Genomic DNA, 25,592 nt, shown 5'->3' with positions numbered 1-25,592 from the left:
AAAACGATACATGACTGAATAAAATAAGCATCAGGTCGCAAATGTCCATTGGCAACCTAACGCCGCATTAAGGTGTGAGCGGCGCTTGGCTATACTTGAGCGAAGCGAAAGCGCCAAGCGTTGCGAATCACTCTTAAATGCTTTGTTATGCCTATATCCTCTTAATAACCTTTGGGAACGATTAGTACTTTGCATTCAAAGTCTTCATCGCTGGAATTAAGGTCGTTTTCAAGACCTCTAGGGTTAGCTACCCACCCATCAGGATCATATACAAAACACACTAATTTCTTACAGTCGGGGTGGACTTTATACCTTTCGGTATCAACTATTAATTGCTCACCGACGTGTTTACCTTTCAAACTTTGGCGTGTTTTTTTAACTTCTATTACGATCTGTTCTTGTTTAAGAAGAAAGTCCACTCTAGAACAACCTCCAGCATAGCTTGGAGTCCACTCTTCAGCTCTAACGTCATCGAAATGAATAAGAAGCATGGAATGCAGGAGATCTTGAACATCATACTCATCATTGATTATCAGAGTATCTCTGTCGTTGTATCTAGACTTAATTTGCTTAGCTACTAAATGGAAACGTGAACATAGTTTTTCTACTAATGCCAAATGATCTACATCGTGATGCTTAACTGCGTTTTCTACATTTTCTACTTTCAACTTAGTCCAAGGGTATTCGCTACCACAGTGAGCGCAATGAGTAGGAACGCTAGTACTTGACCAGCCAATAACACCCTCAACATGATAGTCTCCTGGAATATCACTATTACATTCTGGACATTTATGGATCGTTTTCTCACCACAGTCAGTACAAAAGTTCTTTCTAAACTCAGGCGATGAGTTGTAATTGTCTGTTATTTGATGTCCATTTAGACAAACTTGCTGTACATCGTAATATCCCATATATACTCCAATATTCAGATAGGCATAACGCCGCGTTAAGGGGTGAACAACGCAAGCCGCCAAATCTAAATATTGTGCCATAAACACAAAAGCTAAACTTTGAACCAAAATTGCCAAGCGTTGAGAATCCCTCTTGAACGCTTTGTTATGAGGCAACTTGAAGCGACAAAGAAAGGAAGTTTTCGTCGCTTTCAGTTACCTTATAGCCAAGAGATTTGTAAAACCTTACCGCAGGCTCATTTCTAGTAAAGCTTGATAAGGTTACGTAACTGCGCCCTTGTTCACGCGCGATTTCGTGAACCATGTTCATGACCCTTTCACCCAGTTTCTGATTTTTAAATTCTGGAAACACGATGAGTAGATGTACATGAAGTGCATCGTCGTAAGGCTTGAAACATAGCATTCCAACTTGCGCGTTATTGAGATAAACCCAGTGAAACCAATGCGGCTCATAGTCACTTTTTAAACGAGCGACCTGAAACTTATCACACCAACCAAAGACGGCATCAACATGCGAATAAAGTCCCTGTTTCACTACAGAAAATAGACTTTCAAACTCATCACTTTCTATTTGTATTAGTTGAATATCCATATGCCTCATAACGCCCAATTAAGGGGTGAACAACGCCTCCACCCAAACCTAAAGCATTGTGCCATAAACACTAAAACTGAAGTAGAAGCAAAAGTGCCAAGCGTTGTGAATCCCTCTTAAATTGCTTGTTAACCGTCGACTGCGAGTGAACTCACAATGTCTTGATTAGTTTTCTCTTTACCAATTTTTGTGACCATAAACAAAAAATTATCCGAGTTAAAAAAGTTCAGAGAATGTTCAATAAAATCTCTATATAGAATAGTTGCATTACCACTTTCAACTAGTGCCAAAAGCCTACTTGCACTTGAATACCTATGACCATGCCCATCAAGAATGCAAAAATTAGCCCTTAGCAACATATCGCTTGAAAGTTGATTCTGCATAAAATCAATAACACCTGTTAATATGACTTCTTCACCGTGTTGCCTTATGGGCAGTTGCTTTTGCGCAAAGCAATCTAAAAACAAATTAAATAAAAAGTCACGTTCCTCTAGCACAATAGCACTTTCATCTGTTTTTACAGTTACAGATTTCAAATAACCATATGCTGGGTCATATACTTTTGATATAGATGGTGAGTTTGAAAATGTTTTTTCTACATATATATTTTTAGTCGCCGTTATGAAGCAGTCATTTAGTAGAATATGACCCACACTATTAGTTAAACACTCTACGCTGGCTTTTCGCCCATGATTTTGAAATTGCTCTTGAGTTTGTATAATCCACCATTGCTGTTGAGCGTTTATTTTCAACCTTGACGCAATAAGTAAAGGAATGCCAAAGGTATCAGCGTAGTTTGAATACTTTTTAAAGAAACCAGCACCTAACTTTTTTGTTTCGGCATTATCAGTCGTTTTAACTTCAACAAATGCTGATAGTTTTTCCAATATCGACTCTGAATCATAAATACAGTTTCGTGTATCGAACACAGCTAAATAGTCCGGGACTTTAAGGTTATTCTCAATCGTTAACCCTTGATCCAGTCCATTGATAACAAAGCAAGACTTCATTAACTTGCAAAGTAGCAAAAACTCATCTTCGAGCAAAAGGCCATCAACGCGCCTATTAGCTTCTGTAACACCCAAGCTACCAGCATAGTTTTCTAGATACGGTTTAAATTCGTTATCAGTGGAACAACCAAGCCTTATGGACTTAAGTATTTTTAATCTTTCTATATCGGAAAGCTGTTCTATTCCATTCATTCTATGTGAACCTATTTAGACGGTTAACGCCGCGTTAATGGGCAAGCAACGCTACCACAAACTTAACCCATTGTGACATAAACACTAATGCCAAACTGTGAACCAAAACTGCCAAGCGTTGGTTGTCCGATTAAACGCTTGGTTATGGAAACCTAAGACAACCGACACGCTCACCGCAAAGCGTAAGCTCATTGCGGCCACGAATCCTCGTAAACCACTATGCAGCAACCACATGAAGCCCAAAGAAGAAACCTAACAGCAACGATACGGCCAATTGATACAAAGAAGGGCCGCCCCACTGGAGCCAAGATTCAGCTAATTGCCGCTGTACCAATTTCACTTGGTAAATAGATGCAAACGGCAGATTAGCCGTCTTGAGAAACTCAAAGCGGCTTTTCATCAGAGGTAAAGGTTTGGAACCTAGTGGAAATTTGAGAATGCCCATGTAACTCGCAACGAACGCTGAACCAACAAGCCAAATAAGAACTATACCTTGCTGCACCATAACGCCCTTGCTAAGCGGCTACCAACAATACCACAAAACTCAGACAAACCACCGTAAACACTAAACATAACCAGACACAAAACCGCCAGGCGTTGGTTGTCCGTCTTGAGCTGATGGTTAGGTATGCTCATTACGAACGCTTTGCTCGCTGGAGCTATAGGACTAACCCATGAAACACCAAAGCTAACTGCACCGCAATAACCACCCAAGCTGAATAACAACCACATCACTATTTTTGCGGTGGTTCGCTGAAACAAAAAAAGCTAACCAAATTGAGATAACGAGCTTCCAATGAATAAACTTGGACAAAAGCACTTAAAACAGAAGACGCTCTGCCTACTCACACAAATGTTTGTCAATAGAAGGAAACCTTCACCTAAAAAAGTTCGAGCCACATGACCACTGGCACTAGAGAAAACAATATTATTGAAGTGGCTGGACGCCAAACTAAAAAACCGAACAAACTTAAAGCAACCTAACGCCCAATTAAGGGGTGAACAACGCCTACACCCAAACCTAAAGCATTGTGCCATAAACACTAAAACTGAAGTAGAAGCAAAAGTGCCAAGCGTTGTGAATCCCTCTTAAATTGCTTGTTAAATGTATTCCAACACACTGCTATCAAATACTTGCTCCCTAAAAGGATCAGCCAGTATATTATTTAGGTTTTCTATATCTCGCTCTGAAAACGTATAAGCATTGGTATATATTGTGATGATTTCTTCAATACTTTCTATAGTTTTATTAACCTTGAGCAACCTTTGGGTAAAGTCACCGGAGATACACTCACCTAAAGATATGTTGGAATATCTTTCCACATCTTTAGATTTGCTTAATATCCCGGAAAAACAGTTTGTCTTGTAGACATCCTTCCTCTCGTTCAGGTTCCTTTCGTACTCTATCATTGCATTTAAACAACGTTGCTCTGATTGATAATGTTCCAGATCCTTTCTAGCTTTCTCCAAGTGCCTGCTCGCTTTTTCCTTTGCGATCTCTGCAGCTTGTATTAATGACCTAATCTTGTCTTTATCAACTTCTATTGTCTTAGTATTAAACTGGTTCTTTATATCCACAATAAACTCCTTATTTCGAGATACATTTAACGCCGCATTAAGGTGTGAGTAACGCAACCACGAAACCCAACCATACCACCGTAAACACAAGACTCAACGATGGAATGAGAAATGCCAAGCGTTAGGAATCACTCTTAAATGCTTTGTTATGCGTTTGAGCGGTGATATATAAAGCATTGTAAAAGCTCAGAAAGCATGTCTCTGTGCCCCTTTTCCATATCATCAAAATTGTACTGTTTAAAACGCTTTGCGGCTTTAATGCGACCAGCAATCGCCAGCACTAAATTCTGTTCATTAATGTCATTATACGAGCCATTTTCTAAAATCCAGCCGTAGTCTTGCCCAATCCAGAGTTTACCTTGCTTTCTGATTGTAGAGTCTTCTAAAGCACTGTACTTGGCAATAATATCTTCAAACTTATGATAATTCTTGGGTGCAACTACTGCATCTAGCTCATCAAAAAGCTGATTCAAATAACAAGCAAAGCTATCTTCACTTTCTGTGAGTTTATTACCCACCCAATCTAGCTCGTATTCAGGTTTAATATAATACAGAGGCTTGGTAACTAAGCGTTCAAAGTAATCTGAATTTTGAAAAAAAGTGCGCATATACTCTCCTGACGCATAACGCCCTTGCTAAGCGGCTACCAACGATACCACAAAACTCAAACAAACCACCGTAAACACGATACCCAACCAGACACAAAACCGCCAAGCGTTGGTTGTCCGTCTTGAGCGGATGGTTAGGTATGCTCATTACGAACACCTTTGCTAGCTTGAGCTATAGGACTAAACTATCAAACACCAAAGCTAGCTGCACCGCAATAACCACCCAAGCCGAATAACAACTAAATCACTATTTTTGCGGTGGTTCGCTGAAGCAAAAAAGCTAACCAAGTTGAGAGAACAAACTTCCAATGAATAGACTTGGACAAGAGCACTAAAAACAGAAGACGCTCTGCCTACTCACACAAATGTTTGTCAATAGAAGGAAACTTTCACCTGAAAAAGTTCGAGCCACATGGCCACTGAAACTCGCGACAAACAAGATTATTGAAGTGGCTGAGCGCTAAACTAAAAACCGTACAAATCCAGAGCAACCTAACGCCGCGTTAAGGCGTGACGTAATGCGTGCCATACTGTGAGCGAAGCGAAACTGGCACGCGTTGCGGAATCGCTCTTGAACGCTTTGTTAGGTGTGTAGCTACTAGTTGAACGTATATAACCTTACTTGGGATGCCAAGGAACTAATACATTCCTGCACTTTATTTTCCTTATACCAAAAAATAAATGTATAGTCGTACGTCTCTTTGATTAATAAATCCAAACTAGGAATAAATATTTCCACAAAATCTCCACCCTCAAAGCTACAAGGATAGTCAGACAAAAAAGAGTCAATATTATTTATTTTGTGCAAAGTTCTCGAATCCCATTCAGCTCTATATATGTCGTATTTTGAGTACAATAGTCGTATTAATTGTTTGAAACGCTCAACCTCATAGGCATCAACTTGATTAAGCTTATAAGCTTCTTCTCTAGTTAACCAGCCACGCCATAGTGAGATAAACCCCTGAGAAAGCACCGGTTTAATTTCGTCATTTTCATCGTAGAAATCAGATATTTTCAAAATGCCCTCCGAACACCTAACGCCCTTGCTAAGCGGCTACCAACAATAAAACAAAACTCCAGCAAACCACCGTAAACACTAAACATAACCAGACACAAAACCACCAAGCGTTGGTTGTCCGTCTTGAGCTGATTGTTAGCTCGATAAGGTGAACATTTTACGATACTCAGCATAAATTGACTCTGCACCTTTATGTACTTGAGGGCTAAAGAACCGCCCACTTAAGCTCGGTTTCAAATCGCAAGGATATCGACCAGACCACCTTACTGACTCAGTCAATATTTCTAATGTAAGTTTATATTGCTCTGATAAATCAAAATTTATTGATTCAGCAAGCTTTATCAAATCATGTGTTTGGATTGCTTTAGGAAACTTTGATTCCGGCATCCAGTCTTCGCTAAGTGGCGAACCATATTTATTATAAACCCAAACAGCTTTGAATAAGTTTTCCAAGGCTAAGCCATACAACAAATAGCAAACACTTTCTAATTCTTGGCGTTCGGTATGATTTATAAGGATATCTACTCGTTCCATTGATATTCGTGCAGATGCCATTAAAGCTCTTGAGCGCTCAAACCAAGTATTAGCATCACAAACAACATGTGCAAAACTCGCGTCTTTTATTTCATTTAATTCCGTTAGTTCCAAAACTTCCCCCATCGAGCTAACGCCCTTGCTAAGCGGCTACCAACAATACCACAAAACTCCAACAAACCACCGTAAACACTAAACATAACCAGACACAAAACCGCCAAGCGTTGGTTGTCCGTCTTGAGCTGATGGTTAGGTATGCTCATTACGAATGCTTTTGCTCGCTTAAGCTATAAGACTAAACCACGAAACACCAAAGCTAACTACACCGCAACAACCACCGAAGCTGAATGGCAATCACATCACTATTTTTGCGGTGGTTCACTAAAGCCAAAAAGCTAGCCAAATTGAGATGACAAACTTCCAATGAATAGACTTGGACAAGAGCACTTAAAACAGAAGACGCTCTGCCTACTCACACAAATGTTTGTCAATAGAAGGAAACCTTCACCTAAAAAAGTTCGAGCCACATGACCACTGACACTAGCGAAAACAATATTATTGAAGTGGCTGGACCCCAAACTAAAAAACCGAACAAACTTAAAGCAACCTAACGCCCTTGCTAAGCGGCGACCAACGATACCACAGAACTGAAACAAACCACCTTAAACACTGAGCACAACCAGACACAAAACCGCCAGGCGTTGGTTGTCCGTCTTGAGCTGATTGTTAGGCATGCTCATTACAAACGCTTTGCTCGCTGAAGCTATAGGACTAAACGATGAAACACTAAAGCTAACTGCACCGCAATCACCATCGAAGCTGAATAAACAACCACGTCACTATTTTTGCGGTGGTTCATTGAAGCCAAAAAGCTAACCAAATTGAGATAACGAGCTGCCAGTGAATAAACTTGGGCAGGAGCACTTAAAAACAGAATACACTCACCCACTAACGTCAAAACTTGCCAATTGAATGAAACTTTCACATGCAAAAGTTCGAGCCACATGGCCACAGATACTAGCGACAAACAAGAGAACTTAAGTGGCTGAGTGCCAAACTAAAAAAACGTACAAACTTAAAGCAACCTAACGCCGCGTTAAGGGGTGAACAACGCTACCACCGAACTTAACCTATTGTGCCGTAAACACTAAAACTGATTCAAACTGAAAGTGCCAAGCGTTGAGAATCCCTCTTAAACGCCTTGTTAGCTATTTGGTGAAGTGTACCCCGTAGTTGTCGCTACGATTTCAAAACCACGCTTTGATACGATTGGTTTACTCATATCTGAGGCATCGATTATAAGATATTTAACCCCCTTTCGACTTTGCTTCAGCAATACGCTTATTGAGTAGCAAACTATAATAACCGTTACCCCGAAATTCTTCGATGGTGCTTCCGCCCCAAATACCTGCAAATGGACTACTTCTATTAAATGTTAGCCAAGCAGAAGTGACCGGTTGGTCGTTGACATACACTACATAAATGGACACTGAATCTGGCGAATGTTCTTTGAGACTCATTAGGTAGTTGTATTGCCAATCGAAGTCTCCACCCCAAACCTGTTCTTGAACCCTTATTGCGTCACGAATGCCTGCGCTGTCAGAAACTTCTGTGATCTGAGATTCATCAAAGGACTCACCCGAGGCCTTTGAAAGATCCAAAACCATAAATGATTCGGAAGCTTCTTTTTCAAATCCATTAGCAAGCAATACGTCACCGATATTACTTGGTTTATCGGTGCTGTACGTTTTCCATTCAAAACATAAATTGCGCTTGTTAAAATATGCAAGTTGCTCTTTAACTATTGATTCAGTGAGACTTTCATCGAAGCTGAAAAATGAAATATAGCTACCATGACGATCATTTGATACGAACTTAGTCAGATTACTATCCGTTTTCTTTACACCATTAAACGAGTTAATGCGCTTTCGTTCAAACTCATTGTACTCTCGCATTACATCCACTGTATTCATTTTATCCTCGTATATAGCTAACGCCCTTGCTAAGCGGCAACCAACAATACCATAAAACTCAGACAAACCACCGTAAACACTGAGCACAACCAGATACAAAACCGCTAAGCGTTGGTTGTCCGTCTTGAGCTGATGGTTAGGTATGCTCATTACGAGCATCTATGTTCGCTTAAGCTATAGGACTCACCCATGAAACACCAAAGCTAACTGCACCGCAACAACCACCGAAGCTGAATGACAATCACATCACTATTTTTGCGGTGGTTCACTGAAGCCAAAAAGCTAGCCAAATTGAGATGACAAACTTCCAATGAATAGACTTGGACAAGAGCACTTAAAACAGAAGACGCTCTGCCTACTCACACAAATGTTTGTCAATAGAAGGAAACCTTCACCTAAAAAAGTTCGAGCCACATGACCACTGACACTAGCGAAAACAATATTATTGAAGTGGCTAGACGCCAAACTAAAAAACCGAACAAACTTAAAGCAACCTAACGCCCTTGCTAAGCGGCGACCAACGATACCACAGAACTGAAACAAACCACCTTAAACACTGAGCACAACCAGACACAAAACCACCAGGCGTTGGTTGTCCGTCTTGAGCTGATTGTTAGGCATGCTCATTACAAACGCTTTGCTCGCTGAAGCTATAGGACTAAACGATGAAACACTAAAGCTAACTGCACCGCAATCACCATCGAAGCTGAATAAACAACCACGTCACTATTTTTGCGGTGGTTCATTGAAGCCAAAAAGCTAACCAAATTGAGATAACGAGCTGCCAGTGAATAAACTTGGGCAGGAGCACTTAAAAACAGAATACACTCACCCACTAACGTCAAAACTTGCCAATTGAATGAAACTTTCACATGCAAAAGTTCGAGCCACATGGCCACAGATACTAGCGACAAACAAGAGAACTTAAGTGGCTGAGTGCCAAACTAAAAAAACGTACAAACTTAAAGCAACCTAACGCCCTTGCTAAGCGGCTACCAACAGTACCACAAAACTCAGACAAACCACCGTAAACACTAAATTCAACCAGACACAAAGCCGCCAAGCGTTGGTTGTCCGTCTTGAGCGGATGGTTAGGTATGCTCATTACGAACGCTTTGCTCGCTGGAGCTATAGGACTAACCCATGAAACACCAAAGCTAACTGCACCGCAATAACCACCAAGGCTGAAAACAACCACGCCACTATTTTTGCGGTGGTTCGCTGAAGCCCAAAAGCTAATCAAGTTGAGAGAACAAACTACCAATGAATAGACTTGGACAAGAGCACTTAAAAACAGAAAACACTCAGCCACTAACATCCAAGCTTGCCAGTTGAATGGAACCTTCACCTGCAAAAGTTCGAGCCACATGGCCGCTGAGATTCGCGACAAACAAGATTATTGAAGTGGCTGAACGCCAAACTACAAACCGTTCAAACCCAAAGCAACCTAACGCCGCATTAAGGTGTGAGCAACGCTACCACTGACCTAAACCATTGCGCTGTAAACACGAAACCCAACCTTGAATTGAAAATGCCAAGCGTTGGGAATCACTCTTAAATGCTTTGTTAAGTTTTCTATTTTACTTTAACAAAATTGAATGTTGGGTAGTTACTATGGCATCGTTGAGCAACCGTTGTATCTGCATTTTGGATAACGACAACTTTACCGGATGCATGTGCAGCAAGAAGCATTGATAGATGTCTATCGTTCAATGTTTCTGGGTTTTTGATAAAATACTTTAAGCTGTCTCCACACGGATTTTTATCCATTGTACCTTCAAGTTCAATACCAAAGTACGGGGTGTGTAAACGCTCATGCAGATAAATGCTCTTAATTTTTCCTTCATAAGTTGAGAATGTCTCCGCCAACACCTCTGAAGATTGTAATAGAGCAAAAAACACACCCCAAAATATCGATTTATAAACCTTCATATTACCTCTAAAAAATTTAACGCCGCATTAAGGGGTGAACAACGCAACCACCCGACTTAACATATTGTGCCATATACACTTAAATTGAAGTAGAAGCTGAAGTGCCAAGCGTTGAGAATCCCTCTTAAATGCTTTGTTATGTGAATTTTCACTCGTACTTTTTACCGTTGTGCTTTAGCCAACCGTGCGGATGCCTATTGTTGGGATCACGGTGTGTCCAGTGAATTACACCACCCTTTTTATTCCATTCATATTCGCCGTAAAACTGAACTCGATCGCCGACTTTTAGGTTGGGGGTTCTTGGCGCTAAATCGATATTATGGGCAACAAGCAAAGTCTGCTTACTATCTAATTTGAGTATAAATCTTTGATGTCGAGTTCCTTTGTTGTCATCTGGCAATAGGCGAATCACTGTTCCTGAACCACGAACTTGAAGGTCACTTTGATGATTTTCAAACGCCTGCCCGAGCTTGTAGTTATTCGCTAGAGCATCAACTGAAACTAAACAAAAAGCTGCAATAAATATTGCGAAGAACTTCTTCATACACTCAATTCTCTCTGATTCACATAACGCCGCATTAAGGTGTGAACAACGCGACCACCAAGCTTAACCTTACCACCGTAAACACTGAACTTAACGATGGAATGAAAAATGCCAAGCGTTGAGAATCACTCTTAAATGCTTTGTTAACTGTACTTTCCGACATGGACTCGATCCAATTCTACGGCTTTATCCAAAGCTCCAAACATTACGATAAGAGCTGTAAAAACCAAGCAAAGACAGCCAAACATAACTATGTACACAAAGAAGTCTATAGCTGCGTGGGATGATACGGATAAAAGATATGCTAGCGGGATGATCATGACTAATAAGAAAAATGATACAAAACCTACAAACTTAAGCCTTTCAAACACCCTTTTTCTTAAGGTGTTGACTCGTGGCGTCAGAGAGAATGTGTTGTTGCTAAGATCTGCTTCCAAGTACCTAGCTCCGCTAATACCAAAATCTTTGAGATAACGAAATGCACCTGGATATTCAACAAACCACTCAACTTCTTTCGGACTTAATTCTCGTGAAGTAATACAGTTCATTAGCACTAATAATTCAGCATAATTGTCAGTCAAAGAATCTTGAACTAAAGCCCTGACCTTTTCATAGATCTGATAGTACTCTTTATTCTTGGTAAACGAATAATCCTGAATTTGCCTTAATAAAGGAACAATACCGATTACAGGAACAAATAATGCGATAAATTTTAGCCAATCTTCTAACATAAAATCCTTTCTCAGTACATACGATTTGCGGGTACAGTTAACGCCGCATTAAGGTGTGAGCATCGCTTGGCTATACTTGAGCGAAGCGAAAGCGCCAAGCGTTGCGAATCACTCTTAAATGCTTTGTTATGGTAATTTTTCCATGAGCTGCAAGAACTCATCAGATAGTTCTCGGCGTGAGATGCTCTCAGTATTTGAGATGCGCCAACTTGTGCCAAGCATAGTATTAATCTCAGGGTAAGCATATGTGTATCCTGTTGGGTTTTTTCGAGCTGCTTCAAATTTAGCCAGTGGAACTCTTAAACGCTCAAATTTATGTTTTAGTCCCCGCACTTCATCTTTAAAAGCCTTAAGAGCTGTACCCTCAGTACTATCTGCAAACTGAGATATTGTCCTTATTATTTCATAAGCCCCGAGAACCCATAAGTATGATTGAGTTAAATGAAAGCTTAAATCTCCTTTAAATTGTGTTGGATTACCTTCAATTATGTTCCTATCTTCAACAACCAATTGAGCGTCGACTAAAGCAATTCCTTGGTATGGTACTATCATTAATTTATGTATTAGCTCTAGTGTGTTTTGACATGCAATCCACTTGTTGCGTCTATCAAAATCCGTTGTTGCCTGCATATGCAACAGTTGCTGAATTTCTTTTTCACTTAATTCCAAAATAACACCTCATTACCATAACGCCCTTGCTAAGCGGCTACCAACCATACCACAAAACTAAAACAAACCACCGTAAACACTGAACACAATCGGACACAAAACCGCCAAGCGTTGGTTGTCCGTCTTGAGCGGATGGTTAGGTATGCTCATTACGAGTGTCTTTGCTCGCTGGTGCTATAGGACCAGCCCATGAAACACAAAAGCTAACTGCACCGCAATCTCCACCGAAACTGAATAACAACCGCGTCACTATTTTTGCGGTGGTTCGCTGAAGCAAAAAGACTGACCAGATTGAGATAACGAACTACCAATGAACAAACTTGGCCAAGAGCACTTAAAAACAGAAAACACTCAATCACTAACGTCAAAACTTACCAGTTGAATGAAACCTTCACCTGAAAAAACTCGAGCCACATGACCGCTGAAACTAGCGACAACAAAAGGATTCGAAGTGGCTGAACGCCAAACTAAAAAACCGTACAAACTTAAAGCAACCTAACGCCCTGTTAAGGGGTGAGCAACGCTATACCAAAGCCGCAGCATACCACCTTAAACACTAAAACCAACGCATAGTGAAAATACCACGCGTTGCGAATCCCTCTTGAACAGTTTGTTAAGTTACTGTTTCGAAGTACGTCTAATTAGAACATAAATAAATGGTACCAAAAGCCCCAAACCAGCAAACAATGGCTCATAATTACCTTCTGGGTCACTAAACCACATACCTGATATAAATATTAATGAAGCTATTACAACAAGCTCAAGTACCCACAAACCTATTTCTAATGGCGTTTTGATATGCACTCTTTTTAATTCAATTATTTTTAGGTTTAACTGGTTCTCAAAATTTGTTCTCGTAGCAGAAGTCTCTGACATTAAATCCGGTAACAAAGCCTCATATAAATCTGGTTTTCCAGCAATCTCTGTACTTCGTTGGAAAACCGACAGCACTTTCTTTGCGAAGCGCGTTTTAGCTTCAGAAACAAGACATGAAATATCTGACTCGAGTGATGAACTATATTGAATGTTAAGGCTATCGATATGCACGAGAGCACTGGAATATAGATTAGAGTCTAAACGTGAAACCAACTCCATTGTATCTTTGATCGTTTTTCCTGATCGCAACATGCCATCAGCAGAATTACGACGAAGTAGCGCCTCAAATTCAGTGTCCAAAGAAGTCATCAGTTCATCTGATATCAGCTCCAGCTTAACTTTAAGGTTTTGTTTAATTTCGTTTTTCATGTCCACTTTTCTGAAGTAACTTAACGCCGCGTTAATGGGCAGACAACGCTACCAAATACTTGAACCACTGTGACATAAACACAAGAATCAAACTGTGAACCAAAACTGCCAAGCGTTGGCTGTCCTATTGAACGCTTGGTTATGCTACCTTTTCGCCATTGGGTGGTCTGGGTTTAATTGAAGAAGGTCCCACAGATTTCCATACAAGTCTTCAAACACGGCTACCGTTCCATAGTCTTGTTCAGTAGGCTCGCGGACGAAGTTAATACCTATCGATTTCATACGCTCAAAGTCTCGCCAGAAATCATCTGTATTTAGGAACAGAAATACTCGGCCGCCTGCTTGATTACCAATGAAATCATGTTGTTCTGGCTTCGAGGCTTTGGCCAATAACAACGTAACACCATGAGAATTCGGTGGTGCTACAACCACCCAACGTTTGTCTTGCTCAGGTTGATAGATATCTTCAATAAGTTCGAATTTGAGTTTATTCACGTAAAAATCAATGGCTTCATCATAGTCTTTCACGACCAAAGCGATATGGACAATGTTCTGTTTCATAGTACCCCTTATTGAAGATTTTGACCGGTAGCATAACGCCCTTGCTAAGCGGCTACCAACAATACCATAAAACTCAAACAAACCACCGTAAACACGATACCCAACTAGACATACAACCGCCAAGCGTTGGTTGTCCGTCTTGAGCGGATGGTTAGGTATGCTCATTACAAACGCTTTTGATCGCTTAAGCTAGGACTAAGCCATGAAACACCAAGGCCAACTGCACCGCAATCCCCACCGAAGCTGAATAACAACCACATCACTATTTTTGCGGTGGTTCGCTGAAGCAAGAAAGCTAACCAAATTGAGATAACTAACTACCAATGAATAGACTTGGGCAAGAGCACTTAAAACGGAAAGTCCTCAGCCACTAATGTCAAAGCTTACCAGTTGAATGAAACTTTCACCTGAAAAAGTTCGAGCCACATAGCTGCTGAAATTCGCGAAAAACAAGATTATTGAAGTGGCTGAGCGCTAAACTAAAAAACCGTACAAATCCAGAGCAACCTAACGCCGCGTTAAGTGGTGAGCAACGCTACCACCAAGCCTAATCCATTGTGCCGTAAACACTAAATTCAAATTAAACCGAAAATGCCAAGCGTTGGGAATCCGTCTTAAACGCTTTGTTATAACTTCAACATCGCCACAAACAAAGGAACTATTGTGAACAATGGACCAAATATAAATACAGGTGAAAGCAGCCCGACTACGATTTTTATAACTGTTCGGCTTAACTTAAACTGTGCGAGGTAGTCACCAATAAACGCAGACAAACCAAATAAGAAACTCTGCCATACGTATGCAACACTGACCAGGGCAAAAGGAGCAATAAATAGGTTAAATTTACTAGAACCCCATGCTACGCAGATTACTACCGTTAAAGTCATCCACTCGACCCACTTAAAGAATGACTCTATGTGATCCTTTCTGAAAAAGTACTTTACTAGCGCCTCTCTTTGCATGCCACCTCCAGAAGTTATAACGCCGCGTTAAGTAGTGAGCAACGCTAACCACCTAACCTAAACCTTTACACCGTAAACACTAAAACCAAATTTGAATGCAGAGTGCCAAGCGTTGGGAATCTGCCTTAAACGCCTTGTTGGCATTCGAGCTTAAACTTGGATACTTTTTATGGAGCAAAGTATCGAGCACACTCTGAAGCAGATAACCCAGGACAAGTTACCGCTTTCGCATCGAGCGCCTTCCGAGTTTTCTTTTTGTGGAGTTCCTGAATAACTAAGTATCCCCAATAACCTCTTTGTGCAGTAACTATAATTTCTTCTCCAACTGAAAAATAATGAGATGCTATGTCATTGGAATCATATTTAAGTTCTCTTTCACCGTCGTTGATACACAGATACTTTATTCTCCCACCTTTGACTGAGCGCTCACCTTTACAAGTAACCGTGTAGTTGATTTTTACTACATCTCCATCCACATACCTTTCATTTGAAATTGACATCCCAATTCTTATTAAGATAAACAGCGGAATAACCAGAATTGGTAACAAACGAATTGCAGAGTTGGGACTCTTTCCATACTTTCCATGTTCCACTATTATGTTTTCGACGCGTTTAACTCTTCTAATTTTATACATGTATAAAATCGCAGTTAGAGATACTGCCAAGAAAGCTGAAACATAAGTCAAAACACCATTGTCGAGAGTATTGTGATATACCGAAACCCTTGCCTTAAACACAATAAACAATACAAAAATCAATGGAGCTATCAATGATACAATCTGAATACTTCCTCCTAGAATGCTAACGCCGCGTTAATGGGCAGACAACGCTACCACATACTTAAACCATTGTGACATAAACACTAATGCCCAAATGAGAGCCAAAACTGCCAAGCGTTGACTGTCCTATTGAACGCTTTGTTATATGGCTTTACACCAACACTGATTTACAACTAGCACCCTAATCCAGGGCTTTCAACTTTGGTGAAGCTGTATGCCAGACATCATCTCTTTTCATTTTCGGTGGTTCGTAAATTTGCTCAGGCTCTTTGGCTATGTCAATACCATAGTTTATTAGGATATCACGATGACGTCTTAGCGTTTGTTTAGACACATAGTGAGTGGATATTTGCCCCTTGAACCATAGCTCTGCAGTAACCCAAACATTGTATTTTTCACCTTGGTGTATACGCTTTAGCAAACTGTGAGGGTGATCCTCAGGATATGTGGGTTCAGGCACTTCAACATACTTCTTGAACTCAATAATATGCATCTTAAGCTTGGAACTATTTTTCCAATCATTAAAAAATGCTCTAGCTTCATCAATTGAGTTAAACTCAGCGGCTTTTCCCCAACCACATTTTCTCTTTTTTGCTGATAAATATAACGCGCTATCATATTCATTTGAGCCATAGGGCCAACGATCAAAATGTGCTGGGTCATATAATCCTATGTTGAAAAACGAACGATATTCCGTTGCCACTAGTTGCTCCTAAGTCATACATTAGGTTAATACCTGATAGCCATATAACGCCCTTGCTAAGCGGCAACCAACGATACCACAAAACTCAAGCAAACCACCGAAAACACTGAACACAGCCAGACACAAAACCGCTAAGCGTTGGTTGTCCGTCTTGAGCTGATGGTTAGGTATGCTCATTACGAATGCTTTTGCTCACTTAAGCTATAAGACTAAACCATGAAACACCAAAGCTAACTGCACCGCAACAACCACCGAAGCTGAATGGCAGTCACATCACTATTTTTGCGGTGGTTCACTGAAGCCAAAAAGCTAGCCAAATTGAGATGACAAACTTCCAATGAATAGACTTGGACAAGAGCACTTAAAACAGAAGACACTCTGCCTACTCACACAAATGTTTGTCAATAGAAGGAAACCTTCACCTAAAAAAGTTCGAGCCACATGACCACTGACACTAGCGAAAACAATATTATTGAAGTGGCTGGACACCAAACTAAAAAACCGAACAAACTTAAAGCAACCTAACGCCCAATTAAGGGGTGAACAACGCCGCCACCCTAACCTAAAGTATTGTGCCATAAACACTAAATTTGAAGTAGAAGCAAAAGTGCCAAGCGTTGAGAATCCCTCTTAAATTGCTTGTTATGTGCATGCTTTAGGTGTCACATACTTTGCGAGTTTTATACCTTTACTAATTTCTGTACCGTAAGACTCATTGATGTGTGCAGCTTTAGCAATAGATTTACTAGACGCACCAAGATCTTTGATTTCAACGGCATATTTGATTCCAAATAGGTGAATCATAGCAACTGAATCACCGTTAGGAGCATTGTGATACATACCTGATAAGGCTTCACCAAGTTCATTAAGAGTCATTATAAATTACCTCTGTTTGAAAATTGTAGGCCTTACGATCTTAGCTTAATGCTCAACAATGCACATAACGCCGCATTAAGGTGTGAGCAACGCCACCACCAGGCTAAATATTTGCGCCATAAACACAAAACCCAACGAATAGCACCGAAAATGCCAAGCGTTGGGAATCACTCTTAAATGCTTTGTTAGGGCTACGATACCCAGCAATTACTTTCTAGTCGTGATAAAGCTTTCTTGAGATATTTTTCTTTAATTGAAGCTTTATGGTCATTCCATTGATAGATGAATAACTTGATTGAGTCAAAGTCATTTGGACTATAACCCTCATGCTTAACAACCCAGTGAACCGTAGATAACACTTCCATACTTAATGGTGTTTCATATCCGCGTATCAGTTTCTCAACTTTACAAATAGCCTCATCACTTTCTGGATGGTTAGATAAATATTCTTCCGCTGCATCGAGTGAGTTATTAATGATAGAGATCCTTGATTTGGCAACACGGTCTCCAAAACCACTAATAAAATGTCCATCTATATGGCTCAACACATGGTTCAAATTATCGGCATACGGTCCAAAATTGTGAGCTTCATACTTCAGTTTAAGGTCAACTCCCGCTTCCTGGAGGAAGTATGCTAATTTCTGAGCTTCCAATTTAGTACACTCATAACCTTTAGAAGAATAAATACCCAATAGCTTAAGTAATAATGCTCGACCTTTGGTCATATTCGGTACTTTAGTATTAATTACTATATCTTTAGCATCCGGACTACCAAGTGGCTCATAGATATTAATAGAAACATCTTGAATACTACCGAGCTTATCGATAATCATCGATCTTACCGTTGACCACTCCAATCCACCCAGACCTGCGCCTAATGGTGGAATGGCAATAGACTTAATACCATATTCTTGTATTTTAATTGCTAAATCATCTAAGCCGGATTCAATATATTCATATTTTGACTTACCTTTCCAATGATCTTTAGTAGGAAAGTTAATAATAATTTTACGGTTAAACATGTCACCTTGCTCAGTGACAAACATCTTTCCTATTTTAACTTCTTTACGGTCACAAGCTGATTTATACTGTTTAAAGTTATCCAAAAATGCCTTTTTAAACTGTAAAGCAAGACCTTTCCCCATAACACCAACACAGTTTACGGTATTCACTATTGCTTCAGAGTCATCAATTATTATATTTCCAGTTCTGTAACTAATCATAACCCCTCCGCTAAAAATACCAACCAAGCTTAATTTCTACACTTGGTTTGTGTGCAAGATGTTGAATCAAGCTTTCAACACGATCTTTCATAGTCTGATTATAGACCCCAATGGTTTCTATGAGTTCCCAATCTAGTTTGGAGTGAACAAGGAACTCGGACTGCCTTAAGCGACTACCATCTACGAAGTTGTTCCAGTATTTCGCGTTGACAACATTCCAAGGCACTTCTGAAAGTTCAGTGAGGTCGTTATAGTAATCTGTCAGCGCCATAATTCCATGACCATCAGTAAATACAAACAACTTTCCAGCCCCATCAACTGTTTGAGCAGTTGTTTTAAAGAAAACAACTTCGCGCATATCGACACCTGGGATGTTTCTTCTATGCACCGCATAAAGCATTGGGGAAAGGCTATTAAAGTAAAAAGGCACATAGTCATGGATCACACCACCAGGCTCAACTGGGACTTCAAAGCTCTCCCTATGCCCTTGGACACTCTCATATGCTGAGCTTTGGTAAGTAATCGAACTCGAATCAACACCATTCTTACAAATTATTCCTCCTGAACTAATCAAGCTTGAGAGGTTGGAAATGTGCGTAAAATGATAAATCGGTGTTGGTAACGGAACTTGTGCCACTGAACTTTCCTTAAAAACTAGAATTTCGCAATTATACGGGACCAAACACTTAGACGCTATAGTCACATGCTGACAAGTAGCCCTAACGCCCTTGCTAAGCGGCTACCAACGATACCACAAAACTACAGCAAACCACCCTAAACACCACACCCAACCAGACACAAAATCGCAAAGCGTTGGTTGTCCGTCTTGAGCGGATGGTTAGGTATGCTCATTACGAACACTTTAGCTAGCTTGAGCTATAGGACTAACCCATGAAGCACCAAAGCCAACTGCACCGCAATCACCACCGAAGCTGAAAACAACCACATCACCATTTTTGCGGTGGTTTACTGAAGTCAAAAAGCTAACCAAATTGAGAGAATGAACTTTCAACGAACAAACATAGCCAAGAGCACTTAAAAATAGAAACACTCAGCCACTAACATCAAAGCTTGCCAGTTGAATGAAACCTTCACCTGAAGAAGTTCGAGCCACATAAACACTGAAACTAGCGACAAAGAAAGATTCGAAGTGGCTGAGTACAATAATAAAAACCGTAAAAACTTAAAGCAACCTAACGCCCTTGCTAAGCGGCAACCAACGATACCACAAAACTCAGACAGACCACCGTAAACACTAAACATAACCAGACACAAAACCGCCAAGCGTTGGTTGTCCGTCTTGAGCTGATGGTTAGGTATGCTCATTTTGAGTGTCTTTGCTCGTTGGTGCTATAAGACTAAGCCATGAAACACCAAAGCTAGCTGCACCGCAACAACCACCGAAACTGAATAGCAACCACGTCACTATTTTTGCGGTGGTTCACTGAAGCAAAAAGCTAACCAAATTGAGATTACGAACTTTCAATGAACAAGCCCAGCCAAGAGCACTGAAAACGGAAAACACTCAGCCGCTGACACCAAAACTTGCCAATTAAATGAAACCTTCACCTGAAAAAGTTCGAGCCACATAGCCGCAGATACTAGCGACAAAGAAAGATTCAAAGTGGCTGAGTACAACAATAACAACCGTACAAACTTAAAGCAACCTAACGCCGCATTAAGGTGTGAGCGACGCTTGGCTATACTTGAGCGAAGCGAAACTGCCAAGCGTTGCGAATCACTCTTAAATGCTTTGTTAGTTGCACAATGCGCACTGAATTTTTTGTTTATTTTCAGTGATATATTCTATGTCATTTAGATAGGCTTGAAGATGACCTTGCTCTATGTTTTCAGCAAAGGTTTCATTACCATTTTCAGCTTCATTGCGCATGAACAAAACTAAAGCCTGTAATCGCTCAATCATTGCGTCAGCTAGTTGATTTCTTTCGAACGTAGTTGCACCGTAACTATCACAGAATAACTTAGCTCTAGTTACCTGCTCAGAGATTGTGCCTAACTTATCATTGCTGTCAGTTTTGAAAGGCGACCAACAATAAACTGAATATGCCAAATCCCATATTCTTGGCGCAGGGTGCGCAGTATCAAAGTCAAATACACCTACAACTGTGTTCTCGGATAGAGCAACATTATAAGGGGTAAAGTCACCATGACAGATAACCTCAAAAGGCTCTCTTGGCTCTAGCATCCACTTGTGCGCATTGACATCTACTTGTTCCAAAAGTGGCACAGTTGAGTCATGTATTTTACGCAATAGTTTACCTGCTGATGTGAGTGCATCCACAGTCGAAATTGCACCGACTAGAGGGTAGTTATAAGTATTACCAACAACAAAACTTAGAACTTCCTGTTCTTGGTTAACACCAAGAAATCTTGGACATTCATCTACATTTTCTCGCTCGAGGTGTTTCAAAATAAGCTGAATTGTAGGACTCCACGGCTGAAGAGGACGATAGACAACTTCACCATCTCGATATATTGCTGATTCTCTTCCACCTGATAATTCTTCCACGAAACCTCCTCGTGCAACTAACGCCCTTGCTAAGCGGCGACCAACCATACACAAAACTCAGATAAACCACCGTAAACACGATACCCAACTAGACACAAAACCGCCAAGCGTTGGTTGTCCGTCTTGAGCTGATGGTTAGGTTGACGATTTCGATACTCTTCCAACATGAACTAAACTTGTAAGCTTTATTAGTGGTTTAATGATTAGTTGGGCACTACCTACAACAAACAACCAAGTACCACTTTCAACAAGAGACTCATTCAAAAAGAAAAAACTACCAACTAAAAACCAAATCGCTATTAGCAAATCATTGATTGCTCCCAAGGCCTCATAACGACGTTGGATGACAATATGTCGATTACCAATGTCTAGATCTAATTTCATTGTTTGGCTCATTTTCACCTCATAAAACGATACATGACTGAATAAAATAAGCATCAGGTCGCAAATGTCCATTGGCAACCTAACGCCGCGTTAAGTAGTGAGCAACGCTAACCACCTAACCTAACCCATTGCACCGTAAACACTTAACCTGGCTTAGAATGCAAAACGCCAAGCGTTGGGAATCTGCCTTAAACGCCTTGTTATGCGAATTTGCACGCATAAGCCAACTTGGCCCAATGCAGACTACCTTAAGCGCGAAAAACCACAAACAAACCAAACATTTTTTGTGATTCAAGAAACAGCAGGGTCACTATGTTACAGCCGAGATTTTAACAACCACTAAATGCGGCCTTTCAGCAACAATGCTGCTTTTAAACCAACTAACCTAGCAGAACCGAGCGTTCAACAAATACAAAGCGTCGATAGCCTTGCTATTTCCACACTTTGAGCCAGTGGAACTCGCCACAAACCAGCACTGAAAACCAATGAGGCAACCCGCGAATATTGGCATGTTTTACAGCCTGATAGATTCAAGAAATTGAGCCGACAATGCTGAGTTGCCGACACCGAAAGATGGATAGCCAAAGAGAGCGAAAACGAGAGATGGGATAATTTTCCTTCCAGTCGCATAACGCCCTTGCTAAGCGGCTACCAACAATACCACAAAACTCAAACAAACCACCGTAAACACTGAGCACCACCAGACACAAAACCGTTAAGCGTTGGTTGTCCGTCTTGAGCGGATGGTTAGGTATGCTCATTACAAACGCTTTTGCTAGCTTGCACTATAGGACTAAACCATAAAACACCAGAGCCAACTGCACCGCAATAACCACCGAGCCTGAATAACAACCCCGCCACTATTTTTGCGGTGGTTCGCTGAAACAAAAAAGCTAACCAAATTGAGATAACGAACTTTCAATGAACAAGCTCGGCCAAGAGCACTGAAAACGGAAAACACTCGGCCACTAACATCAAAACTTGCCAGTTGAATGAAACTTTCTCCTGAAAAAGTTCGAGCCACATGGCCGCTGAGATTCGCGACAAACAAGATTATTGAAGTGGCTGAACGCCAAACTACAAACCGTTCAAACCCAAAGCAACCTAACGCCCTTGCTAAGCGGCTACCAACGATACCACAAAACTCAAACAAACCACCGTAAACACTAAACATAACCAGACACAAAACCGCCAAGCGTTGGTTGTCCGTCTTGAGCGGATGGTTAGGTATGCTCATTACGAACACCTTTGCTAGCTTGAGCTATAGGACTAAACTATCAAACACCAAAGCTAGCTGCACCGCAATAACCACCCAAGCCGAATAACAACTAAATCACTATTTTTGCGGTGGTTCGCTGAAGCAAAAAAGCTAACCAAGTTGAGAGAACAAACTTCCAATGAATAGACTTGGACAAGAGCACTAAAAACAGAAGACGCTCTGCCTACTCACACAAATGTTTGTCAATAGAAGGAAACTTTCACCTGAAAAAGTTCGAGCCACATGGCCACTGAAACTAGCGACAAACAAGATTATTGAAGTGGCTGAGCGCTAAACTAAAAACCGTACAAATCCAGAGCAACCTAACGCCCTTGCTAAGCGGCTACCAACAATACCATAAAACTCAAACAAACCACCGTAAACACGATACCCAACTAGACACAAAACCGCCAAGCGTTGGTTGTCCGTCTTGAGCGGATGGTTAGGTATGCTTATTACGAACACTTTAGCTAGCTTGAGCCATAGGACTAACCCATGAAACACCAAAGCCAATTGCACCGCAATAACCACCGAAACTGAATAGCAATCATCACTTTTTTGCGGTGGTTCACTGAAGCAAAAAAACTAACCGGATAGAGATAGCGAACTTTCAACGAACAAACTTGGCCAAAAGCACTTAAAACGGAAAAGCCTCTGCCACTAACGTCAAAGCTTGCCAACTAAATGAAACTTTCACATGAAAATCTTCGAGCCACATGGCCGCTAAAATTCGCGACAAACAAGATTATTGAAGTGGCTGATATCAAGACTAAAAAGCCGTATAAGCTTAAAGCAACCTAACGCCGCATTAAGGTGTGAGCGACGCTTGGCTATACTTGAGCGAAGCGAAACTGCCAAGCGTTGCGAATCACTCTTAAATGCTTTGTTAGTTGCACAATGCGCACTGAATTTTTTGTTTATTTTCAGCAATATATTCTATGTCATTTAGATAGGCCTGAAGATGACCTTGCTCTATATTTTCAGCAAAGGACTTATTACCATTTTCAGCTTCACTACGCATGAACGAAACTAAAGCTTGTAATCGCTGAACCATTGCGTCGGCTAACTGATTTCTTTCGGGTTCAGTGGCACCGTAACTATCACAGAACAACTTAGCTCTAGCCGCCTGCTCGGAGATTGTACCTAACTTATCATTTCTGTCTGTTTTGAAAGGCGACCAACAATAAACTGAATATGCTAGATCCCATATTCTTGGCGCAGGGTGCGCAGTATCAAAGTCAAATACACCTACAACTGTGCTCTCGGAGAGAGCAACATTGTATGGGGTAAAGTCACCATGACAGATAACTTCAAAAGGCTCTCTTGGCTCTAGCATCCACTTGTGCGCATTGACATCTACTTGATCCAAAAGTGGCACAGTTGAGTCATGTATTTTACGCAATAATTTAGCTGCTGATATGAGTGCGTCAGCAGTTGCGATTGCACCAACTAGTGGGTAGTTATAAGTATTACCAGCGACAAAACTTAGGACTTCCTGCTCTTGGTTAACACCAAGGAATCTTGGGCATTCAGCTACATTTTCTCGCTCAAGATGCTTCAAAATAAGGTGAATTGTAGGACTCCACGGCTGAAGAGGTCGATAGACAACTTCACCGTCTCGATATATTTCTGACTCTCGTCCGCCTGATAATTCTTCCACGAAACCTCCTCGTGCAACTAACGCCCTTGCTAAGCGGCTACCCACGATACCACAAAACTCCAGCAAACCACCGTAAACACTAAACATAACCAGACACAAAATCGCCAAGCGTTGGTTGTCCGTCTTGAGCGGATGGTTAGGTATGCTCATTACGAGCATCTATGTTCGCTTAAGCTATAGGACTCACCCATGAAACACCAAGGCCAACTGCACCGCAATCACCATCGAAGCTGAATAGTAACCACATCACTATTTTTGCGGTGGCTCGCTGAAGCAAAAAAGCTAACCAAGTTGAGATAACGAACTTTCAGCGAACAAATATGACCAAGAGCATTTAAAGCAGAAGACACCCAGCCACTAACATCAAAGCTTGCCAGTTGGATGAAACCTTCACCTGAAAAACGTTCGAGCCACATGGTTGCTGAAACTAGCGACAAACAAGATTATTGAAGTGGCTGAGTACAAAACTAAAAACCGTACTAGCTTAAAGCAACCTAACGCCGCATTAAGGTGTGAACAACGCGACCACGAAACTTAACCTTACCACCATAAACACTGCACTCAACGATGGAATGAAAAATGCCAAGCGTTGAGAATCACTCTTAAATGCTTTGTTAGTTTACAGTTTTCCACATTGTTTTTGACTGCTCTTCAAAGCCCAGTTTGGCATAAAAACTTTGCGCACGCTTATTGAAAGCCATTACCTCTAGTCTAATTTGTTCAGCACCTTGGGATTTAGCCCAGTCATTACACTGAGCCATGAGTTGAGTTCCAATACCGGCAACTCTAACACTTTCATCAACTACGATTGTACCTACACGACAGATAGGTGTTTTAACGAGAAATGGGATTGCTTCATTTTGAGTCACTGTGGCAGTTACAAAACCAACAACATCACCAGAAATTTCCGCAACTAGAAAGAATCTTGATTGATCATTTATAGCTTGAAGAAGAAACTCTTTTTCTTCAGATGATGGTTCAACAAATGCTTCTGGTGCATTTTCAAAGTGCATGACTCCAATCTGATAATTTAGACGCAAGAGTGAGTCTAAATCTGACACTTCAGCCGATCTGATTTTCATTTTTGTCCTCTGAATTTGATATGTAAACTAACGCCGC

General features: G+C 40.9%; 33 protein-coding genes. All 33 read right to left on the bottom strand.

What is annotated here, in order from left to right; translation table 11 throughout:
• Positions 1-161 precede the first annotated feature (161 nt).
• Entirely contained in the window at positions 162-1,028 is an 867-nt protein-coding gene (locus tag CTT30_RS06140; RefSeq protein WP_252036366.1) for a DUF2321 domain-containing protein, read from the bottom strand.
• A gap of 28 nt (positions 1,029-1,056) precedes the next feature.
• On the bottom strand, positions 1,057-1,512 hold the full coding sequence (locus CTT30_RS06135) for a GNAT family N-acetyltransferase (RefSeq protein ID WP_252036365.1): 456 nt from the start codon (positions 1,510-1,512) through the stop codon (positions 1,057-1,059).
• Positions 1,513-1,631: 119 nt separating this feature from the next.
• Positions 1,632-2,705 (bottom strand): hypothetical protein, encoded by a 1,074-nt coding sequence (locus CTT30_RS06130; protein ID WP_252036364.1) that lies wholly within the window; start codon positions 2,703-2,705, stop codon positions 1,632-1,634.
• Between the two features lie 217 nt (positions 2,706-2,922).
• Entirely contained in the window at positions 2,923-3,150 is a 228-nt protein-coding gene (locus CTT30_RS06125; RefSeq protein WP_252036363.1) for a hypothetical protein, read from the bottom strand.
• Positions 3,151-3,191: 41 nt separating this feature from the next.
• Entirely contained in the window at positions 3,192-3,341 is a 150-nt protein-coding gene (locus tag CTT30_RS06120) for a hypothetical protein (protein ID WP_252036362.1), read from the bottom strand.
• A gap of 465 nt (positions 3,342-3,806) precedes the next feature.
• A complete protein-coding gene (locus CTT30_RS06115; protein WP_252036361.1) occupies positions 3,807-4,283 on the bottom strand; it encodes a hypothetical protein in 477 nt (158 codons plus the stop codon).
• A gap of 146 nt (positions 4,284-4,429) precedes the next feature.
• Entirely contained in the window at positions 4,430-4,891 is a 462-nt protein-coding gene (locus CTT30_RS06110) for a hypothetical protein (RefSeq protein WP_252036360.1), read from the bottom strand.
• Positions 4,857-5,039 (bottom strand): hypothetical protein, encoded by a 183-nt coding sequence (locus CTT30_RS06105; RefSeq protein ID WP_252036359.1) that lies wholly within the window; start codon positions 5,037-5,039, stop codon positions 4,857-4,859. The genes CTT30_RS06110 and CTT30_RS06105 overlap by 35 nt, the downstream gene beginning before the upstream one ends.
• Before the next feature lie 450 nt (positions 5,040-5,489).
• Positions 5,490-5,909 carry a hypothetical protein gene (locus CTT30_RS06100; RefSeq protein WP_252036358.1) on the bottom strand — a complete coding sequence of 140 codons (420 nt, stop codon included), beginning with the start codon at positions 5,907-5,909 and terminating at the stop codon, positions 5,490-5,492.
• A 135-nt stretch (positions 5,910-6,044) separates the two neighbouring features.
• On the bottom strand, positions 6,045-6,557 hold the full coding sequence (locus CTT30_RS06095; RefSeq protein WP_252036357.1) for a hypothetical protein: 513 nt from the start codon (positions 6,555-6,557) through the stop codon (positions 6,045-6,047).
• Positions 6,548-6,706 (bottom strand): hypothetical protein, encoded by a 159-nt coding sequence (locus CTT30_RS06090; RefSeq protein ID WP_305130641.1) that lies wholly within the window; start codon positions 6,704-6,706, stop codon positions 6,548-6,550. The genes CTT30_RS06095 and CTT30_RS06090 overlap by 10 nt, the downstream gene beginning before the upstream one ends.
• A 1,044-nt stretch (positions 6,707-7,750) precedes the next feature.
• Positions 7,751-8,566 (bottom strand): GNAT family N-acetyltransferase, encoded by an 816-nt coding sequence (locus tag CTT30_RS06085; protein WP_252036356.1) that lies wholly within the window; start codon positions 8,564-8,566, stop codon positions 7,751-7,753.
• A gap of 754 nt (positions 8,567-9,320) precedes the next feature.
• Positions 9,321-9,521, bottom strand: a complete 201-nt coding sequence (locus tag CTT30_RS06080) for a hypothetical protein (RefSeq protein ID WP_252036355.1) — start codon at positions 9,519-9,521, stop codon at positions 9,321-9,323.
• Positions 9,522-9,991: 470 nt separating this feature from the next.
• Positions 9,992-10,348, bottom strand: coding sequence for a hypothetical protein (locus tag CTT30_RS06075; protein ID WP_252036354.1), 357 nt, complete (start codon positions 10,346-10,348; stop codon positions 9,992-9,994).
• A gap of 148 nt (positions 10,349-10,496) precedes the next feature.
• On the bottom strand, positions 10,497-10,892 hold the full coding sequence (locus CTT30_RS06070) for a DUF3465 domain-containing protein (RefSeq protein ID WP_252036353.1): 396 nt from the start codon (positions 10,890-10,892) through the stop codon (positions 10,497-10,499).
• 143 nt (positions 10,893-11,035) lie between these two features.
• Positions 11,036-11,623: a hypothetical protein gene (locus CTT30_RS06065; protein WP_252036352.1), complete on the bottom strand. Its 588-nt coding sequence runs from the start codon at positions 11,621-11,623 to the stop codon at positions 11,036-11,038.
• A 126-nt stretch (positions 11,624-11,749) separates the two neighbouring features.
• Positions 11,750-12,292 carry a hypothetical protein gene (locus CTT30_RS06060; protein WP_252036351.1) on the bottom strand — a complete coding sequence of 181 codons (543 nt, stop codon included), beginning with the start codon at positions 12,290-12,292 and terminating at the stop codon, positions 11,750-11,752.
• Between the two features lie 618 nt (positions 12,293-12,910).
• On the bottom strand, positions 12,911-13,537 hold the full coding sequence (locus CTT30_RS06050; RefSeq protein WP_252036350.1) for a hypothetical protein: 627 nt from the start codon (positions 13,535-13,537) through the stop codon (positions 12,911-12,913).
• 144 nt (positions 13,538-13,681) lie between these two features.
• Positions 13,682-14,098, bottom strand: a complete 417-nt coding sequence (locus CTT30_RS06045; protein ID WP_252036611.1) for a VOC family protein — start codon at positions 14,096-14,098, stop codon at positions 13,682-13,684.
• A gap of 1,129 nt (positions 14,099-15,227) precedes the next feature.
• Entirely contained in the window at positions 15,228-15,830 is a 603-nt protein-coding gene (locus CTT30_RS06040; RefSeq protein ID WP_252036349.1) for a hypothetical protein, read from the bottom strand.
• A gap of 190 nt (positions 15,831-16,020) precedes the next feature.
• Positions 16,021-16,542 carry a hypothetical protein gene (locus tag CTT30_RS06035; protein ID WP_252036348.1) on the bottom strand — a complete coding sequence of 174 codons (522 nt, stop codon included), beginning with the start codon at positions 16,540-16,542 and terminating at the stop codon, positions 16,021-16,023.
• A 21-nt stretch (positions 16,543-16,563) separates the two neighbouring features.
• The gene (locus CTT30_RS06030; protein WP_252036347.1) at positions 16,564-16,719 is read right to left on the bottom strand and encodes a hypothetical protein; all 156 of its coding nucleotides are present in this window, start codon (positions 16,717-16,719) and stop codon (positions 16,564-16,566) included.
• Positions 16,720-17,184: 465 nt separating this feature from the next.
• Positions 17,185-17,418, bottom strand: a complete 234-nt coding sequence (locus CTT30_RS06025; protein WP_039509115.1) for an HTH-like domain-containing protein — start codon at positions 17,416-17,418, stop codon at positions 17,185-17,187.
• 191 nt (positions 17,419-17,609) lie between these two features.
• The gene (darG, locus tag CTT30_RS06020; protein WP_252036346.1) at positions 17,610-18,641 is read right to left on the bottom strand and encodes a type II toxin-antitoxin system antitoxin DNA ADP-ribosyl glycohydrolase DarG; all 1,032 of its coding nucleotides are present in this window, start codon (positions 18,639-18,641) and stop codon (positions 17,610-17,612) included.
• Between the two features lie 10 nt (positions 18,642-18,651).
• On the bottom strand, positions 18,652-19,278 hold the full coding sequence (gene darT, locus CTT30_RS06015) for a type II toxin-antitoxin system toxin DNA ADP-ribosyl transferase DarT (RefSeq protein WP_252036345.1): 627 nt from the start codon (positions 19,276-19,278) through the stop codon (positions 18,652-18,654).
• Positions 19,279-19,676: 398 nt separating this feature from the next.
• Positions 19,677-19,967, bottom strand: coding sequence for a hypothetical protein (locus CTT30_RS23380; RefSeq protein WP_305130636.1), 291 nt, complete (start codon positions 19,965-19,967; stop codon positions 19,677-19,679).
• 430 nt (positions 19,968-20,397) lie between these two features.
• The gene (locus CTT30_RS06005) at positions 20,398-21,171 is read right to left on the bottom strand and encodes an aminoglycoside phosphotransferase family protein (protein WP_252036344.1); all 774 of its coding nucleotides are present in this window, start codon (positions 21,169-21,171) and stop codon (positions 20,398-20,400) included.
• A gap of 135 nt (positions 21,172-21,306) precedes the next feature.
• Positions 21,307-21,567: a YrhK family protein gene (locus CTT30_RS06000; protein WP_239871653.1), complete on the bottom strand. Its 261-nt coding sequence runs from the start codon at positions 21,565-21,567 to the stop codon at positions 21,307-21,309.
• A gap of 518 nt (positions 21,568-22,085) precedes the next feature.
• Entirely contained in the window at positions 22,086-22,316 is a 231-nt protein-coding gene (locus CTT30_RS05995) for a hypothetical protein (protein WP_252036343.1), read from the bottom strand.
• A 32-nt stretch (positions 22,317-22,348) separates the two neighbouring features.
• Entirely contained in the window at positions 22,349-22,792 is a 444-nt protein-coding gene (locus tag CTT30_RS23375) for a hypothetical protein (protein ID WP_305130635.1), read from the bottom strand.
• Positions 22,793-23,104: 312 nt separating this feature from the next.
• Entirely contained in the window at positions 23,105-23,332 is a 228-nt protein-coding gene (locus CTT30_RS05985) for a hypothetical protein (RefSeq protein ID WP_255906300.1), read from the bottom strand.
• Positions 23,333-23,699: 367 nt separating this feature from the next.
• The gene (locus tag CTT30_RS05980; protein ID WP_252036609.1) at positions 23,700-24,473 is read right to left on the bottom strand and encodes an aminoglycoside phosphotransferase family protein; all 774 of its coding nucleotides are present in this window, start codon (positions 24,471-24,473) and stop codon (positions 23,700-23,702) included.
• 614 nt (positions 24,474-25,087) lie between these two features.
• The gene (locus CTT30_RS05975; protein ID WP_252036341.1) at positions 25,088-25,555 is read right to left on the bottom strand and encodes a GNAT family N-acetyltransferase; all 468 of its coding nucleotides are present in this window, start codon (positions 25,553-25,555) and stop codon (positions 25,088-25,090) included.
• Positions 25,556-25,592 lie beyond the last annotated feature (37 nt).

The sequence above is a fragment of the Vibrio coralliilyticus genome (assembly GCF_024449095.1).
Classification (GTDB): Bacteria; Pseudomonadota; Gammaproteobacteria; order Enterobacterales; family Vibrionaceae; genus Vibrio; species Vibrio coralliilyticus_A.
Note: the sequence above shows the minus strand (reverse complement) of the source record. Positions and strands in the feature narration are given on the sequence as shown.

What these genes read in the sequence shown, in the direction of transcription:
- CTT30_RS06135 (WP_252036365.1), bottom strand. Translation starts at nt 1,512, where the DNA reads ATGAGGCATATGGATATTCAACTAATACAAATAGAAAGTGATGAGTTT.
- CTT30_RS06130 (WP_252036364.1), bottom strand. Translation starts at nt 2,705, where the DNA reads ATGAATGGAATAGAACAGCTTTCCGATATAGAAAGATTAAAAATACTT.
- CTT30_RS06125 (WP_252036363.1), bottom strand. Translation starts at nt 3,150, where the DNA reads ATGGGCATTCTCAAATTTCCACTAGGTTCCAAACCTTTACCTCTGATG.
- CTT30_RS06120 (WP_252036362.1), bottom strand. Translation starts at nt 3,341, where the DNA reads ATGAGCATACCTAACCATCAGCTCAAGACGGACAACCAACGCCTGGCG.
- CTT30_RS06110 (WP_252036360.1), bottom strand. Translation starts at nt 4,891, where the DNA reads ATGCGCACTTTTTTTCAAAATTCAGATTACTTTGAACGCTTAGTTACC.
- CTT30_RS06105 (WP_252036359.1), bottom strand. Translation starts at nt 5,039, where the DNA reads ATGAGCATACCTAACCATCCGCTCAAGACGGACAACCAACGCTTGGCG.
- CTT30_RS06090 (WP_305130641.1), bottom strand. Translation starts at nt 6,706, where the DNA reads ATGAGCATACCTAACCATCAGCTCAAGACGGACAACCAACGCTTGGCG.
- CTT30_RS06085 (WP_252036356.1), bottom strand. Translation starts at nt 8,566, where the DNA reads ATGAGCATACCTAACCATCAGCTCAAGACGGACAACCAACGCTTAGCG.
- CTT30_RS06080 (WP_252036355.1), bottom strand. Translation starts at nt 9,521, where the DNA reads ATGAGCATACCTAACCATCCGCTCAAGACGGACAACCAACGCTTGGCG.
- CTT30_RS06075 (WP_252036354.1), bottom strand. Translation starts at nt 10,348, where the DNA reads ATGAAGGTTTATAAATCGATATTTTGGGGTGTGTTTTTTGCTCTATTA.
- CTT30_RS06070 (WP_252036353.1), bottom strand. Translation starts at nt 10,892, where the DNA reads ATGAAGAAGTTCTTCGCAATATTTATTGCAGCTTTTTGTTTAGTTTCA.
- CTT30_RS06065 (WP_252036352.1), bottom strand. Translation starts at nt 11,623, where the DNA reads ATGTTAGAAGATTGGCTAAAATTTATCGCATTATTTGTTCCTGTAATC.
- CTT30_RS06050 (WP_252036350.1), bottom strand. Translation starts at nt 13,537, where the DNA reads ATGAAAAACGAAATTAAACAAAACCTTAAAGTTAAGCTGGAGCTGATA.
- CTT30_RS06045 (WP_252036611.1), bottom strand. Translation starts at nt 14,098, where the DNA reads ATGAAACAGAACATTGTCCATATCGCTTTGGTCGTGAAAGACTATGAT.
- CTT30_RS06030 (WP_252036347.1), bottom strand. Translation starts at nt 16,719, where the DNA reads ATGAGCATACCTAACCATCAGCTCAAGACGGACAACCAACGCTTAGCG.
- CTT30_RS06025 (WP_039509115.1), bottom strand. Translation starts at nt 17,418, where the DNA reads ATGACTCTTAATGAACTTGGTGAAGCCTTATCAGGTATGTATCACAAT.
- darG (WP_252036346.1), bottom strand. Translation starts at nt 18,641, where the DNA reads ATGATTAGTTACAGAACTGGAAATATAATAATTGATGACTCTGAAGCA.
- CTT30_RS23380 (WP_305130636.1), bottom strand. Translation starts at nt 19,967, where the DNA reads ATGAGCATACCTAACCATCAGCTCAAGACGGACAACCAACGCTTGGCG.
- CTT30_RS06000 (WP_239871653.1), bottom strand. Translation starts at nt 21,567, where the DNA reads ATGAGCCAAACAATGAAATTAGATCTAGACATTGGTAATCGACATATT.
- CTT30_RS05995 (WP_252036343.1), bottom strand. Translation starts at nt 22,316, where the DNA reads ATGAGCATACCTAACCATCCGCTCAAGACGGACAACCAACGCTTAACG.
- CTT30_RS23375 (WP_305130635.1), bottom strand. Translation starts at nt 22,792, where the DNA reads ATGAGCATACCTAACCATCCGCTCAAGACGGACAACCAACGCTTGGCG.
- CTT30_RS05975 (WP_252036341.1), bottom strand. Translation starts at nt 25,555, where the DNA reads ATGAAAATCAGATCGGCTGAAGTGTCAGATTTAGACTCACTCTTGCGT.